The organism is Azospirillum sp. VT-I1, assembly GCF_055698305.1.
The window spans coordinates 2571717-2586274 of sequence record NZ_CP168800.1 but is presented as its reverse complement, the minus strand read 5'-3'; the positions used below and the strand labels follow the sequence as shown (position 1 = coordinate 2586274).

At 69.3% G+C, this 14558-nt stretch carries 12 protein-coding genes and 1 pseudogene; 8 read left to right on the top strand and 5 right to left on the bottom strand.

What is annotated here, in order from left to right; all coding sequences use genetic code 11:
- Window positions 1-107: 107 nt before the first annotated feature.
- From clpS to AB8P05_RS12460, 3 genes are all read left to right on the top strand, one after another.
- Entirely contained in the window at window positions 108-434 is a 327-nt protein-coding gene (clpS, locus tag AB8P05_RS12470) for an ATP-dependent Clp protease adapter ClpS (protein ID WP_063633957.1), read from the top strand.
- 8 nt (window positions 435-442) lie between these two features.
- A complete protein-coding gene (gene clpA, locus AB8P05_RS12465) occupies window positions 443-2758 on the top strand; it encodes an ATP-dependent Clp protease ATP-binding subunit ClpA (RefSeq protein ID WP_455171080.1) in 2316 nt (771 codons plus the stop codon).
- A 135-nt stretch (window positions 2759-2893) separates the two neighbouring features.
- Window positions 2894-3757 (top strand): NAD kinase, encoded by an 864-nt coding sequence (locus tag AB8P05_RS12460; RefSeq protein ID WP_472758150.1) that lies wholly within the window; start codon window positions 2894-2896, stop codon window positions 3755-3757.
- Window positions 3758-3785: 28 nt separating this feature from the next.
- Here AB8P05_RS12460 and AB8P05_RS12455 read toward each other — a convergent pair whose 3' ends face one another.
- The 3 genes from AB8P05_RS12455 to AB8P05_RS12445 form a co-directional block, all read right to left on the bottom strand.
- Window positions 3786-4973, bottom strand: a complete 1188-nt coding sequence (locus tag AB8P05_RS12455) for a PP2C family protein-serine/threonine phosphatase (RefSeq protein ID WP_472758149.1) — start codon at window positions 4971-4973, stop codon at window positions 3786-3788.
- Between the two features lie 10 nt (window positions 4974-4983).
- The gene (locus AB8P05_RS12450) at window positions 4984-5781 is read right to left on the bottom strand and encodes an ATP-binding protein (RefSeq protein WP_472758148.1); all 798 of its coding nucleotides are present in this window, start codon (window positions 5779-5781) and stop codon (window positions 4984-4986) included.
- 64 nt (window positions 5782-5845) lie between these two features.
- Window positions 5846-6151, bottom strand: a complete 306-nt coding sequence (locus AB8P05_RS12445) for an STAS domain-containing protein (protein WP_455171076.1) — start codon at window positions 6149-6151, stop codon at window positions 5846-5848.
- A 305-nt stretch (window positions 6152-6456) separates the two neighbouring features.
- On the opposite strand from AB8P05_RS12445, the gene AB8P05_RS12440 reads away from it, so the two are divergent.
- The 4 genes and pseudogenes from AB8P05_RS12440 to AB8P05_RS12425 form a co-directional block, all read left to right on the top strand.
- On the top strand, window positions 6457-8853 hold the full coding sequence (locus tag AB8P05_RS12440) for an ATP-binding protein (RefSeq protein ID WP_472758147.1): 2397 nt from the start codon (window positions 6457-6459) through the stop codon (window positions 8851-8853).
- Entirely contained in the window at window positions 8850-10541 is a 1692-nt protein-coding gene (locus AB8P05_RS12435; protein ID WP_472758146.1) for a response regulator, read from the top strand. The genes AB8P05_RS12440 and AB8P05_RS12435 overlap by 4 nt, the downstream gene beginning before the upstream one ends.
- The gene (locus AB8P05_RS12430) at window positions 10532-11554 is read left to right on the top strand and encodes a response regulator (protein ID WP_472758145.1); all 1023 of its coding nucleotides are present in this window, start codon (window positions 10532-10534) and stop codon (window positions 11552-11554) included. The genes AB8P05_RS12435 and AB8P05_RS12430 overlap by 10 nt, the downstream gene beginning before the upstream one ends.
- Window positions 11551-12924: pseudogene (locus tag AB8P05_RS12425) on the top strand (DUF1329 domain-containing protein); the annotation flags it as partial. The gene AB8P05_RS12430 and the pseudogene AB8P05_RS12425, both read left to right, overlap by 4 nt.
- Before the next feature lie 44 nt (window positions 12925-12968).
- On the opposite strand, the gene AB8P05_RS12420 reads toward AB8P05_RS12425, so the two are convergent.
- Window positions 12969-13598, bottom strand: coding sequence for a hypothetical protein (locus AB8P05_RS12420; protein WP_472758144.1), 630 nt, complete (start codon window positions 13596-13598; stop codon window positions 12969-12971).
- A 107-nt stretch (window positions 13599-13705) separates the two neighbouring features.
- The gene (locus tag AB8P05_RS12415) at window positions 13706-13852 is read right to left on the bottom strand and encodes a hypothetical protein (RefSeq protein WP_167562458.1); all 147 of its coding nucleotides are present in this window, start codon (window positions 13850-13852) and stop codon (window positions 13706-13708) included.
- Between the two features lie 116 nt (window positions 13853-13968).
- On the opposite strand from AB8P05_RS12415, the gene AB8P05_RS12410 reads away from it, so the two are divergent.
- Window positions 13969-14532, top strand: coding sequence for an ankyrin repeat domain-containing protein (locus AB8P05_RS12410; protein WP_472758143.1), 564 nt, complete (start codon window positions 13969-13971; stop codon window positions 14530-14532).
- Window positions 14533-14558: the final 26 nt, after the last annotated feature.

The window sequence follows — 14558 nt, the reverse complement described above, 5'->3', positions numbered from 1 at the left end:
AGGGTCTGCCAAATGGAGGGTGACTGAAAACGGCCCCTTCCCACCGCGACCGAAATGCCCATATCATTCACATTGACAGTGCATCGCGATGAAATTCGACTGGGACCATGGCCGACTCTGACAAGCAGGGCAACGACGGCACTAACAGCGGCGTGGTCGTCAAGGCCAAGCCGAAGACCAAGAAGCCGTCGATGTACAAGGTGTTGATGCTGAACGACGACTACACTCCCATGGAGTTCGTCGTTCTCGTTCTCGAACGCTTCTTCAGCAAATCGCGCGAGGAAGCGACACAGATCATGCTGCATGTGCACCGGCGGGGTGTGGGGTTGTGCGGCGTGTTCACCTACGAGGTGGCGGAGACGAAAGTCACGCAGGTGATGGACTTTGCGCGCCAGCACCAGCATCCGCTGCAATGCACGTTAGAAAAGGATTAGACCCACACATGCTGTCGCGTAACCTGGAACAGACGCTGCACCGAGCCCTGGCCCACGCGAACGAGCGCAGGCATGAATACGCGACGCTCGAACATCTGCTTCTCGCGTTGACCGAAGACTCCGATGCTACCGCCGTCTTGCGCGCTTGCGGGATCGACCTCGACCGACTGCGCGCGGAACTGTCGGATTACCTCGACAATGAACTTGCGAACCTTATCACGAACAGGCCCGATGACGCCAAGCCGACGGCTGGTTTCCAACGGGTTCTGCAGCGTGCGGCCATCCACGTCCAGTCGTCGGGACGTGAGGAGGTGACGGGAGCAAATGTGCTCGTCGCCTTGTTCTCTGAACGCGAGAGCCACGCGGTCTATTTCCTGCAGGAGCAGGAGATGACCCGGTTCGACGCGGTCAACTACATCTCTCACGGAATCGCGAAGGCTCCGGGCCGCTCGGAAACAAAGCGTGTCTCGGGCGCTGACGACGAGGCGGCGGCGGAGAAGGTCGTGAAAAAAGGCAGCGAAGCGCTCGAGGCTTACTGTGTCAACCTGAACAAGAAGGCGTCCGGCGGGAAGATCGATCCGCTGATCGGCCGGGAGCAGGAGGTCGAACGGACCATCCAGATCCTGTGCCGGCGGTCGAAGAACAACCCGCTCTACGTCGGCGACCCCGGTGTCGGCAAGACCGCCATCGCCGAGGGCCTGGCCCGCCGCATCGTCCAGCAGGAAGTGCCGGAGGTGCTGCGCAACGCCACCATCTTCGCGCTCGACATGGGCTCGCTGCTGGCCGGCACGCGCTACCGCGGCGATTTCGAGGAGCGGCTGAAGGCCGTCGTGTCCGAACTCGAGGCGACGGAGGGGGCCATCCTCTTCATCGACGAGATCCACACGGTGATCGGCGCCGGCGCCACCTCGGGCGGTGCGATGGATGCCTCGAACCTGCTGAAGCCGGCGCTGGCGTCGGGTTCGCTGCGCTGCATCGGTTCGACCACCTACAAGGAATACCGCAGCTACTTCGAGAAGGACCGGGCGCTGGTCCGCCGCTTCCAGAAGATCGACGTCAACGAACCGTCGGTCGAGGATGCGATCAAGATCCTGCAGGGCCTGAAGCCCTATTACGAGAAGCACCACAAGGTCACCTACACCAACGACGCCATCCGCGTCGCGGTGGAGCTGTCGTCCAAGTACATCGGCGACCGCAAGCTGCCCGACAAAGCCATCGACATCATCGACGAGGTCGGTGCGGCGCAGATGCTGCTGCCGGAGAACAAGCGCCGCAAGAAGATCGGCGTGAAGGACGTGGAGGCGGTGGTCGCCAAGATCGCCCGCATCCCGCCGAAGTCAGTCAGCCGCGACGACAAGGAAACGCTCCTGAACCTGGAGCGCGACCTGAAGACCATGGTCTTCGGCCAGAACAAGGCGATCGACGCGCTGGTCTCCGCCATCAAGCTGGCCCGTGCCGGCCTGCGCGAGCCGGAGAAGCCCATCGGCAACTACCTGTTCACCGGCCCGACCGGTGTCGGCAAGACCGAGGTTGCCCGCCAGCTCGCCATGACGCTGGGCATCGAGCTGACCCGCTTCGACATGTCCGAATATATGGAGCGGCACACGGTGTCGCGCCTGATCGGCGCCCCGCCGGGCTATGTCGGCTTCGACCAGGGCGGCATGCTGACCGACGCCATCGACCAGCACCCGCACTGCGTCCTGCTGCTGGACGAGATCGAGAAGGCCCATCCGGATCTGTTCAACATCCTGTTGCAGATCATGGACCACGGCAAGCTGACCGATCACAACGGCAAGATCGTCGACTTCCGCAACGTCATCCTGATCATGACCTCGAACGCCGGGGCCGCCGACATGGCCAAGCCCGCCATCGGCTTCGAGCGTGACCGCCGGGTCGGCGAGGACATCGAAGCGGTCGAGAAGATGTTCACGCCTGAGTTCCGCAACCGCCTGGACGCGATCATCCCCTTCGCGCCGCTGACACAGGAGGTCATCAACCGCGTCGTCGACAAGTTCATCATGCAGATGGAAGCGCAGCTGGAAGACCGCGGCGTGTCCATCGAGCTGAACGAGGAGGCGCGCGAGTGGCTGGGCAAGAAGGGCTACGACCCGCTCTATGGCGCCCGCCCGCTTGGCCGCGTGATCCAGGAGTACATCAAGAAGCCGCTGGCGGAAGAGCTGCTGTTCGGCAAGCTCAGCAAGGGCGGTCTGGTCAAGGTCACCGTGCAGGACGACAAGCCGGCCTTCGAGTATGCCGAGGGCAACCGGCCGAAGCGCACCTCCGGCGACGACGACGAGGAAATGGTGACGGAGATGGTCGAGTAACCCGACCGCTCCGTTCCGGATCGTGAAAAAGGGGGACCGTCCGCGGTCCCCCTTTTCGTTGCCCTCCCGGCGGATGCGCTCTTTTGCATCGCTTCGTCACCGCGCGATACTTTTGCGCGAACGCCGGACTGCGCTATGGTCGGCACCATGACCGATCCCGCCGCCATGCAGCCCGCCCTTTTGCAGTCCGCAGACGCGCAGGCGCCCTTGCTGCCCGCGCCCGACGCGCTGCGCATCGCCTTCGCCTGCGCCGACACGGACGAGGCGCGCGCCGCGCGCACCCGGCTGGTGCACCGCTACGGCAATGCCGTCCCGGACGAGGCCGACGTGATCGTGGCGCTGGGCGGCGACGGCTTCCTGCTGGAAACGCTGCACCGGGCGCTGACCCGCGACCGCCAGCGGCCGACTCCGGTCTACGGTATGAACCGCGGTTCCGTCGGCTTCCTGCTGAACGCCTACCGCGAGGAGGACCTGGCGGAGCGCATCGTCGCCTCGCAGCATGTCCGCCTGCACCCGCTGCGCATGATCGCCACCCGGGTCAACGGCGAACGGGTGGAGGCGCTGGGCATCAACGAGGTGTCGCTGCTGCGCGAGACGCGGCAGGCGGCCAAGCTGCGCATCACCATCGACGGCGTGGTCCGGCTGCCGGAGTTGATCTGCGACGGCGCCCTGGTGGCGACGCCGGCCGGCAGCACCGCCTACAACCTGTCGGCCCACGGTCCCATCGTGCCGCTGAATGCCGGGGTGCTGGCCCTGACCCCGATCAGCGCCTTCCGTCCGCGGCGCTGGCGCGGCGCCCTGCTCCCCCATGCCGCCCGCATCACCTTCGACGTGCTGGAGGAATCCAAGCGCCCGGTCAGCGCCGTCGCCGACTTCACCGAGGTGCGCGAGGTGCTGCAGGTGCAGGTTCAGGAATGCCGCGAGGTCGGCCTGACCTTGCTGTTCGACCCCGAACTGAATTTCGAGGAACGCATCCTGAAGGAGCAGTTCGCGCCCTGACCTCCACGCCTTTCCACGCCCGCTCCTTCTACGCCCGCCTTGCCACCCACACCGCGGTCAGGTCGTCGCGCAGGGGCAGGCGGGTGCGGGCGTAGAAGCTCTCCATCATCGGGCCCAGCGGATGCACGCGATCCCTGGCCAGCGCATCGCGGACAAAGTCGGGCACCGCGTCCTGCCCCAGCGGGCCGAGTTCGTCGCCGCCGCATTCGATCAGCGCGTCGCTGTAGAGGAACAGGAAACCGCCGCGCGGCAGGCGGAAGCTGTGGTCGACATACTGCGCCCGCCGCGAGGCGCCCAGCACCAGCCCGGCCGAATCGAGCAGGCGGATGTCCGGCCCGTCGCCCTTCACGGCCGCCGGCGTGCCCAGCACCGGGTTGGGCGACCCCGCCGCGGCGAAGGTCAGCGTGTCGGTGGCAAGGTCGAGGATGCCGAAGAAGGCGGTGGCGAACTGCCCCGTCGGCAGCACGTCCTTCAGCGCGGCGTTCAGCTGCGCCAGCCATTGCGACGGCGCCACATGGTGCATGGGAAAGCGGTCGATCAGCGTGTGCAGGCGGAAGGTGTTGATCGCCGCGGTGATGCCGTGCCCGGCGAAATCGACGATCAGAAGCCCAAGCCGCCGGTCGCCCAGCGGATAGAGCCCCCAGAAATCGCCGCCCAGTTCCGACGACGTCTCGAAATGGGCGTCCAGCGTCAGGCCGTAGCGGTCGGCCACCTCCGCCAGCCGCCGCTTTTCCGGCAGGAGCGAGGTCTGCATGGCGCGGGCGTGCGACAGCTCGCGCTGGACCCGCTCGCGGAAGGCGGCGAGGTCGTTGAACAGCTTGCGCTTTTCCAGCTGGTGGCGGACGCGGGCGACGCATTCGCCGGGCTTGATCGGCTTGGAGATGAAATCGCTGCCGCCGGCCTCGAAACAGCGGACCTGCTCCTCGTCGCTGTCCAGCGCGGTCTGGAACAGCACCGGCAGCTCCTCGTGCGTCGCATTGCGGCGCAGGGCCTCGCACATCTCCCAGCCGTTCATCACCGGCATGTCGACGTCGAGCAGCACGAGGTCGGGACGGAACCGGTCGACCGCCGCCAGCCCTTCGCGACCGTTCTCGGCAAAGGCGATGTCGGTGATGCCGGCGCGGCGGATCACCAGGGCGAGGGATTTGCGGTTGAATTCATTGTCGTCGACGATCAGGACGCGGCAATCCGACAGCGACAGGGCAGGCACGGGCATGCGGGCTCCGTCAGCGGTCGAACTGCAGAACGGTGCAGCGCCCGCCGTCGGTCACCGTCACGCGGGAGGCCAGCGTGCGCATGAAGACGAAACCGCGGCCGGACCGCGCCTTGTTGCCGGTGGTCGCCGGCGCCAGTTCGGTGTCGAAGCCGCCGCCCTGGTCCACCACGGCGATGGCGATGCTGTGATCGGTCCAGCGGCAGAAGATGTCCAGCCGCCGCCGCACCACGGCCGGGTCGCCCAGCCGGTCGCGCATCATCTCGCCGAAGCGGCGGTAACCGCCGGGCTCCCCCTTGACCGAACTCGACAGGCCGAGGTTGCCGTGGACGATGGCGTTGGCCACCGCCTCGTGCAGGCAAAGCTCCACGTTGGAGCGGCGCTGCGGGTCGAGCGCGCCGCGCCGCACCAGCTCGTCGCAGACCAGGACCGGGCATTGCAGGCCATAGGCGCTGCCGGTGGTCAGCGACAGGTAGAATCCGGGCAGGCGCGGATGCTCCGCCGCCGACGCGCCCGACCAGTCATCCAGCAGGGCCGCGCATTCGTCGGTCCCCTCCCCCAGCTCGACCGTCAGGAACGGGCTGCGGTCGAAGGCGGCGCGCAGCCGGTCGCGGTCCGCCCGCTCCAGCAGCTGGGCTTCCACCGCCGGACAGGCGGCCTCCGCGGCGGCGGGCAGGCCGTCGGTCCCCACCCCGGTGCCGTCGAAGCGGGAGAAGAAGCGCGCGGCCATGTCCGCCGGCACGCGGTTGCGCAGCACGCTGAAGGCGCGGAGCGCCGGTTCGGCCGGGCTGTCGGGAAGGGCGGCGTCCATGGCGGCAATCTCCCCAGTGAAATGGACCGGTGCAGCCGGCGGCTGGCGGCCGGCTGCCGGAGGATCAATGTTCGAAGGTGATGATCTCGGACAGGCGGGCAAGCTCGATCGACCGCTTGACGTCGCCGGCCGCCCCGCGGACGACCAGCTTGGTGTTCATGCTTTCCGCCTCCTCCTGCAGGATCAGCAGCATGCCGAGGCCGGCGGAGTCGATGAACTCAAGCCCCGACAGGTCGAGCACCACCCGGTGGCCGCGCAATTCCTGCAACTCGGTCACGATTTCGACCAGACGGTCGTGGTCGGTGAACTCCATCCGTCCGGACAGCCGGATCTCGGGCGCCGTATCGGTCTTGATCGTCTTGAATTCCATACTTCCCCTCACCCGTCCGTCGCCGTCCGGACATGCGTGTGCAATCCGGACGCCCTTCATACAAATGCGCGCGAAACACCAGACAACTGCCTATGCACAGTAGTGCAAGCTCCGGCCTTGTCTCAAGCGCCGATGCCATGCGTGCGGCTCCATTCACCCAAGCGCGACAGTTTTTCCACGGCCGCGGGCCCAGGCTTCACCTCCATGGACGGGCCCATGGACGTGCCGCCCGCAACGGGGTAGAACGTCTTGACGGGCGCACGCGCGCTGCGTGCCGCCCCAACGAACCTCCGGAACGGCAATGCATGACCAGGATCGCTGAGGCGTGGCGGCGCGTGCCGGCGGTATCGGCAAAGTTCCTGCTGATCCTGGTGCCCAGCCTGGTGGTCGCCGTCTCGCTGTTCTCGGCCCTGTTCTTCTACGACCGCTACAAGGATTTGCAGACGGCCCTGCGGGACAAGGTGGCGACCATCGCCGACATCAATGCGGCGGCGCTGTCCAACAACCTGTGGACCTTCGATGTCCAGGCCATCCGCAACGTCATCCAGGCCATCGGTGCCAACCGCGAGCTGGTCTGCGTCGAGGTGACGGACGATCTGGCCGACGGGCTGTTCGCCTGGCCGGGACCGAACTGTCCGCTGAGCGGCGACGCCAACATCGAGCGGCGTCCGATCCGGGTGCAGAACCTCCAGGTCGGCACCATCACCCTGCACTACAATCACAAGGTCGCGCGCGAACAGCTGCGGCAGGAGGTGGTGAACACCGCGGTCCTGCTTCTGCTGATGCTGGCCGGCACCATTGCGGCGGCGCTGGCCGCACTTCGCCTGACGGTGGGTCGCCCGCTGCGGCGGCTAATCGCCTCCATTCTGGAATCGGAACGCGGCGGCGGGCTGCAGCCGGTGGACTGGCGCGCCTCCGACGAGCTTGGCCGGGTGATCCAGGCCCACAACGCCATGCTCGCCCGGCTGGGGCAGGAGGAGGCCGCCCTGCGCAAGAGCGAGCAGCGGCTGGCGCTGGCCATCACCGCCACCCGCTCCTCCGTCTGGGATTACGATTTGCGGACCGGGCAGTATTGGTGGTCGAAGGAGTTCCCCGCCCTGCTCGGCTACGGGCCGAACGAACTGACGATGACGGCGGAGACCTGGGCCTCGCTTCTGCATCCGGACGAGGCGGAGCGGGTGATGGCCGAGTCGCGGCGGCGGCTGCGCGACCGGGCCATGGCCTACACCACGGTCTACCGCATGCGCCGGCGCGACGGCCGCTGGGCCTGGATCGAGGACCGCGCCACCGCCCAGCGCGACCCCGACGGCCGCGCCCGGCGGCTGACCGGCACCATGTCCGACGTCACCGAACGGGTGCGGGCGGAACTTGACCTTGCGCACGAGCGCAACGTGCTGCAGGTCACGCTGGACAACACCGACCAGGGCATCATCAAGGTCGACGGCGACGGCCGGGTGGTGATGGCGAACAGCCGCGCGGCGGAACTGCTGAACATCCCGCCGGACATGCTGGCCGGCAACCCCCGCTTCGCCGACGTGGTCGCCCTGCAGCGCCGCCAGGGCGAGTTCGGCGAGATGGGCGACGACCCGGACCTGTATCTGAGCTACGGGATCTGCGGTTCGGACGGCGCCGCGGATGGTGGATTAGAGGGACCGGCCGGCACCATCGACCAGCCCTTCACCTTCAAGCGCCGCCGCCCCGACGGCCGCATCGTGGAGGTGCGCACCAACCCGCTGCCGGAGGGCGGGTTCGTCCGTACCCTGACCGACGTGACGGTGGAGGCGCGGTCGGCCGAGGAGATCTTCAACGCGATGCAGGAGCTGGAGCGCGCCTATGCCGACCTGAAGGAGACCCAGGCCAACCTCGTCCAGGCGGAAAAGATGGCCTCGCTCGCCCTGCTGGTCGCCGGCGTGGCGCACGAGATCAACACGCCCATCGGCATCGCCTTCGGCTGCGCCACCCACCTGTCGGGCCGCACCGGCGCCCTGGCCGAAGCGTTCGAGCGCGGGACGATGAAGAAGTCGGAGCTTGCCGCCTATGTCGCCACCGCCGGCGAATCCTCCCGCCTGATCGAACAGAACCTGACCCGCGCGGCTGAACTGATCCAGAGCTTCAAGCGCGTCGCCGTCGACCAGACCAGCGAGGAGCGGCGCCGCTTCGACCTGCTGGCCTATCTGGAGGAGGTGGTGACCTCGCTCGGCCCCACCCTGCGCAAGAGCCGCCACCGCGTCGCCATCGCCTGTTCCCCCGGCATCCTGATGGACAGCTTCCCCGGCGCGCTCAGCCAGGTGGTGACCAATCTGGTGATGAACGCGCTGACCCACGCCTTCCCGGCCGACGGCAAGGGGCACATGGTGATCGACGTGGACGAGATGCCGGACGACGAGGTGGAGATCCGCTTCGCCGACGACGGCGTCGGCATCCCGGCGGAAAACCTGCCCAAGGTGTTCGAGCCCTTCTTCACCACCCGGCGCGGGTCGGGCGGCAGCGGGCTGGGGCTGCATATCGTCTTCAACCTCGTCACCCAGTCGCTGGGCGGGCGGATCTCGGTTGACAGCGTTCCCGGCGATGGAACTACCTTCACCCTGCGCATCCCGCGGACCGCCGCCAATCCGCAGGCCGCCCAGCAATCCCAGTTGCAGCCTCAGCCGCAGCCTCCCCACCTTCCGACGCCCGTCCCGCTGGAGACCGACCCCGCATGAACACCGGCGCCGCCTATGACGACGACGAGATCCTGTTCGCCGACGAGGAGGCGGAGGGTCTTGCGGATCGCTCCGGCGTCGCGGCGGTCGAGCGGGAGCCGGCGCACGACCCGGCGGCCCCGCCCTGGACCATCCTGGTGGTGGACGACGAATCGGACGTGCATTCAATGACCGGCCTGCTGCTGGCCGACGTCACCTTCCAGCGGCGGCGGCTGGAGCTTCTCAGCTGCTTCACCGCGGCGGACGCCCGCGCGGTGCTGGAACTCCGCCGCGACATCGCCGTGATCCTGCTGGACGTGGTGATGGAGGAGGACGATTCCGGCCTGAAGCTGGTCCGCTGGATCAGGGACGAGCTGGGCAACCGCGACGTCCGCATCATCCTGCGCACCGGCCAGCCGGGGCAGGCGCCGCAGCGCGACGTGATCGTCGATTACGACATCAACGACTACAAGCCGAAGGCCGACCTGTCGGCGGAAAGCCTGTTCACCGCCGTGATCGCGGCACTGCGCGCCTTCGACCAGATCCAGTCCATCGAGACCCGCGTGGCCGAGCGCACGCGCGAGCTGCGCGAAAGCCGCGAGCAGGCGGAGGAGGCGACCAGGGCCAAGTCGGCCTTCCTCGCCACCATGAGCCACGAGATCCGCACGCCGATGAACGGGGTGCTGGGCATGCTCGGCCTGCTGGAACGGACGGAGCTGGACGAACACCAGCGCGACACCGTCGCCACCATGCGCGAATCGGCCAGCGCGCTGCTGCGGATCATCGACGACATCCTGGATTTCTCCAAGATCGAAGCCGGGAAGATGGATCTGGAGCGGGTGCCGCTGTCGGTCCCCGCGCTGGTCGAAGGGGTGGCGGAAACGCTGGCGCCCGCCGCCGGGGCGAAGGGGCTGGCGCTGCTGACCTATGTGGACCCGGCGATCCCGCCGGCCCTGCTGGGCGACCCGGTGCGGCTGCGCCAGATCCTGTTCAACCTCGCCGGCAACGCCATCAAGTTCACCGAGGCCGGCCGCGTCGTCCTGCGCGCGGAGATGGAGCCCACCGCCGCCGCCGACGACGATGCGGAGCCGGTGCTGCGCATCGCCGTCTGCGACACCGGGATCGGCATCGCCGAATCGACCCGCCAGCGCCTGTTCCAGCCCTTCACCCAGGCGGAAAGCTCCACCACCCGGCGCTTCGGCGGCACCGGGCTGGGGCTGTCGATCAGCCGGCGGCTGGCCGCGCTGATGGGCGGCGAGATCGGTGTGGAGAGCGAGCCCGGCGCCGGTTCCACCTTCTGGCTGCGCCTGCCGCTGGCCCGCGCGGCCGACCCGGCCCCGGCGGAGGACGGCGGCGACGCCATCGGGCTGGACGGGCTGACGGTGCTGCTGGGCGTGCCCGACGACATGGAGCGCGGCTTCCTCGCCCGCTATCTGGAGCAGGCCGGCGCCCGCGTGCTGCCCGCCGCCTCCCCGCCCGAACTGGCGACCCAGGCCCGTATCGCGCGGGAGGCGGGATGCGCGGTCGGCGTCGTCACCATCGACGAGGCACTGCATGTTCCCGCCGCGGCCTGCGCGCCCGACGAGTTCGGCCGCCGCAGCGGCGAACCCCGGCCGCCGGTAGTCCTGCTCTGCCACGAAACCGGGGGGAAGTCTCCGCGACCTCCCGGCCCGGCACGCGGGGCGCCGAACCCGGCACCGTGGTGTTGAGCCGCCCGTTGCGCCGGCTGGTCCTGCTGCGCGCCGTGGCGGTCGCCGCCGGGCGGCTGGCCCTCCCGGCCGCCGCCCACCACACCCCTCACCACGCCGCCCCGGCGACACCCCCCGCCGGCCGCAAGGCGGAGGCCGCGCCATCTGCCGACTCCGCCGCGACCAGCCCGCCAAGCGTAGAGGAGGCGATGGCCCAGGGGCGCCTGATCCTGGTGGCGGAGGACAATCCGGTGAACCGCAAGGTCCTGCTGATGCAGCTGCAGGCCCTGGGCTATGCCGCGGAGATGGCGCCGGGCGGGGCGGAAGCCCTGGCAGCACTGGACGCCATGCGCCGGGGCGAGCGCCGTTACGCCCTGCTGCTGACCGACGTCCAGATGCCGGAGATCGACGGCTTCGAGCTGACCCGCCGCATCCGTACCGCCGAGCCGGACACCGGCGCCCGCCTGCCGATCGTCGCGATCACCGCCAACGCCGCGCCGGCCGACATCGAAAGCTACCGCGCCGCCGGCATGGACGACGTGCTGAGCAAGCCGCTGGAGCTGTCGCAACTGGCCGTCGCCCTCGCCCGCTGGATGCCGCCGTCCCTCCCGCCGCCGGAACCACTGCCGGCCATCCCGGCCGCGATCCCGGCCGCTGCCGGCGATGCGCTGATCGAGCTGGGAAGCCTGCGCGCGCTGTGCGGCGGCGATGCGGCGATTCTGGCGGAGCTGCTGGACGATTTCGTCACCATCGGCCGCGGCATCGTCGCCGATCTGGACACGGCGCTCGGCAACGGCGACCGCGAATGGATGCGGGCCTGCGCCCACAATCTGAAGGGCTCCTCGCGCAATGCCGGCGCCAAGCCGCTGGCGGACGCCGCCCGCGTCCTGGAGCAGGCCGCCGCGGAGGGTGCGCCGCTTCCGCAGCTTGCGGAGGCGGCCGACCGGCTGCGCTCCATCTTCGCCGCCACCGGCGAGGCCATCGGCCGGGAGCTGGCCGGGGTGAAGCAGGCCGACGCGGAGCGCCCGGCATGAACGGCGATCCGTCCGCCTACCGTCCCGGCCGGCGCGAGGCGCTGGGCCTTCTGCTGGGCGCCGCCGCGGCGACCGCCGCGTCCCCGCTGTCGGCCCAGAATGCACCGGCCGCACCGGCCCAGAACGCCCCGCCGGATGTCGGGGTCCCGCGGCTGGGCGAGGAGCTGACGCCCTTCGGGGCGGTGCGGGCCGGCAACCGCACGCGGGCGATCCCGCCCTGGACCGGCGGGCTGACCCAGGCGCCGCGCGGCTATGTGCCCGGCCGCCCCTCTCCCGATCCCTATATCGAGGATGTCCGCTGGTTCACCGTCGGCGCCGCCGATGTGGAGCGCTACAAGGTCCGGCTGACCGCCGGGCAGCAGGCGCTGCTGGAAAAGTACCCGGAGAGCTTCGAGCTGGCGCTGTTCCCCTGCCGCCGCAGCGCCGCCGCACCGCAGCGCATCTATGACGCGTCGATGGCGAATGCCGACCGGGCGGCGTTGGGGGCGAACGGTCTGGTTCTGCGCGATGCGGCGGTCGGCGTACCCTTCCCCATCCCGGCCAACGGGCTGCAGGCGATGTGGAACCACAAGCTGCGCTGGCGCGGCGAGCGGGTGTCGCGCACCAGCCTGACCATGGTCCAGTCCGGCGACGGGGCGCGCACGCAGACCCGGCTGCGCGAGGACTTCCTCTCCCCCTACGCCGCCAGCGATGCGGCGGCACCGCCGTTGCTCTACCGCCGCACCATCCTGGACCCGAAGGAGCAGGCCGGCAGCAGTCTGGTGGTCCAGTCGACGCTCGATCCCATCGCGGCCCGGACCCGTGCCTGGGCGCGGGAGGGCGAGCGCGGCCGGGTGGTGCCGGCGCCCGACTTCTCCTATGACACGCCGGACCCGGTGACAGGCGGCATCTGTACCGCCGACATGCTGGACATGTTCAGCGGCGCGCTCGACCGCTTCGACTACACGCTGGTGACGCGGCGCGAGATGTATATGCCCTACAACGCCCACCGGCTGACCAACCCCAGCCTGACGGCGCGGGACATCCTGTGGCCGGGTCATCCCAACCCGCAGTTCCTGCGCTACGAGATGCACCGGGTCTGGGTGGTGGATGCCCGGCTGAAGCCGAACTTCCAGCATGCCCTGCCCGACCGCACCTATTACCTGGACGAGGACAGCTGGCAGATTCTGGCGTCGGAGCATTACAACGGCAAGGGCGACCTTCTGCGCTACGCCGAGGCGCATCCGGTCCCGCACTGGCAGGTGCCGGCCCTGGTCCCGACGGTGGAGTTCGCCTTCGACCTGACCGCCGACCGCTATGTCGCCCGCGGCGTGGACAACGGCCTGCCGCCGCCGCAGTTCGACGCGCCGCTGAAGCCGGAGGACTTCACCCCCGAGGCCCTGGTCCGCCGCGGCCGGCGGGGTGACGCCCGTCCTTACGTCGACCCGGTCTGCCGCACGTCGTGGACTTCGGCCGGCTGGGTGGCGTGGCGGTTCAGCACCTCCAGCGCGATGCTTTCGCGGGCGGCGTCGCCGACATTGACCCACAGCAGGATCCCGCCCTTGTCGAGATGCTGCAGCATCGGCTCGTTGCGCTTGTCAGTGATCCATTGCGACAGGAAGGAGCCGGCGGCCCCGCTGCCCACTCCGGCGGCCGCGGCAGCCGCGGCGGCGGCGAGTGCCGTCCCGCCGGTGGCCAGCACCGCGCCGGTGGCGATGATGGCGCCGACATAGGCGGGGAAGCCAACGGCGGCGCCCTGGCCGCTGCCGATGTCCTCCGGCGAGATGTAGGCCTGCCGCGGGGCGTCGGGATCGTGGGCGAGGCTGCCGACGTCTCCGGGCACGCTGCCCAGCCGCTCGCGGATCGTCTCGTCGTTGGCCAGCAGGCTCAGCTCATGGCGCTGGAAGCCGGCCAAAGTCAGGTCGTCGATGGCGTTCTGCAGGGATTCGCGGCTGTCGAAGATCGCCACCGCCTCGCGCACCGTGGCGTCCGCGGTCCCTCCGCTGTCCCCGGTCCAGGCGCTGGAATCGATTGTGGTCGGGTTCTGGTCGCGGCTCTCGATCATGCCTCCACCCCTTCGCTTCGCAGGATGTCCGTACAATCCGGATCCAACCGAGAAGCGGGGCCAAGGTTCCGGCCATGCTGGCGATGAGGCCCTTGCCGGGCGCTCGATCAGGAGCGCGCTGCCGCGGCGGGGGGCGGCACGATGCCGCGCGGTTCCGGCATGGCGCCCAGGAACCACCAGAGGCCGAGCCCGATCAGCACCGCCTTCACCAGCAGGAACAGCGCGATGTGGCGGGCAAGCGGGTTTCGCAGCATGACGGTCCTCTTGGCGAATCGGCGCGCGCGTACCGAAGAGAAAAGGCCGATCTGGCAAAGGCGCCCGTCTTTTGGCTAGTATCCGGCACCCCTGCTGTCAAGGAAGGACACCCGCCATGAAGCGGCTCCTGCTCGCCACCCTCCTCGCCGCCGGCCTGTCCGCCGGCTCCGCCGCCCCGGCCTTCGCCCAGATCAGCCTGTTCCAGGACACCGGGCTGATGCAGGCGGTCAACGAGGGCGATGTCGCCAAGGTGAAGGGCGCCCTGTTGCGGGGCGAGAACCCCAACCAGGCCGACATCCACGGCAAGACCGCCCTGCTGGCCGCGGTGGACCGGTCCAACCCGGCGATGGCCGGCCTGCTGCTGGACGGCGGCGCCAACGTCAACCGCGCCGACAAGGCCGGCAACACCCCGCTGCTGGCCGCGGCCGAGAACGGCAACCCGGAACTGATCGACCTGCTGCTGAAGAAGGGCGCGAAGGTCGACCAGGAGAACCGCGAGGGCATGACCCCGCTGATGGTCGCCGCCCGCGCCGGCCGTGCCGACGTGGTGGACCGGCTGCTGAAGGCCGGCGCCAAGGTCGACCGTTCCGACTTCACCGGCCGCACCGCGCTGAACTGGGCGCAGGAAAGCCGCAACGCCCGCGTCGGCACCCTGCTGCGCCAAGCCGGCGCCCGCTGATGCCTGTCCTCTAGTCGCGGAGACGC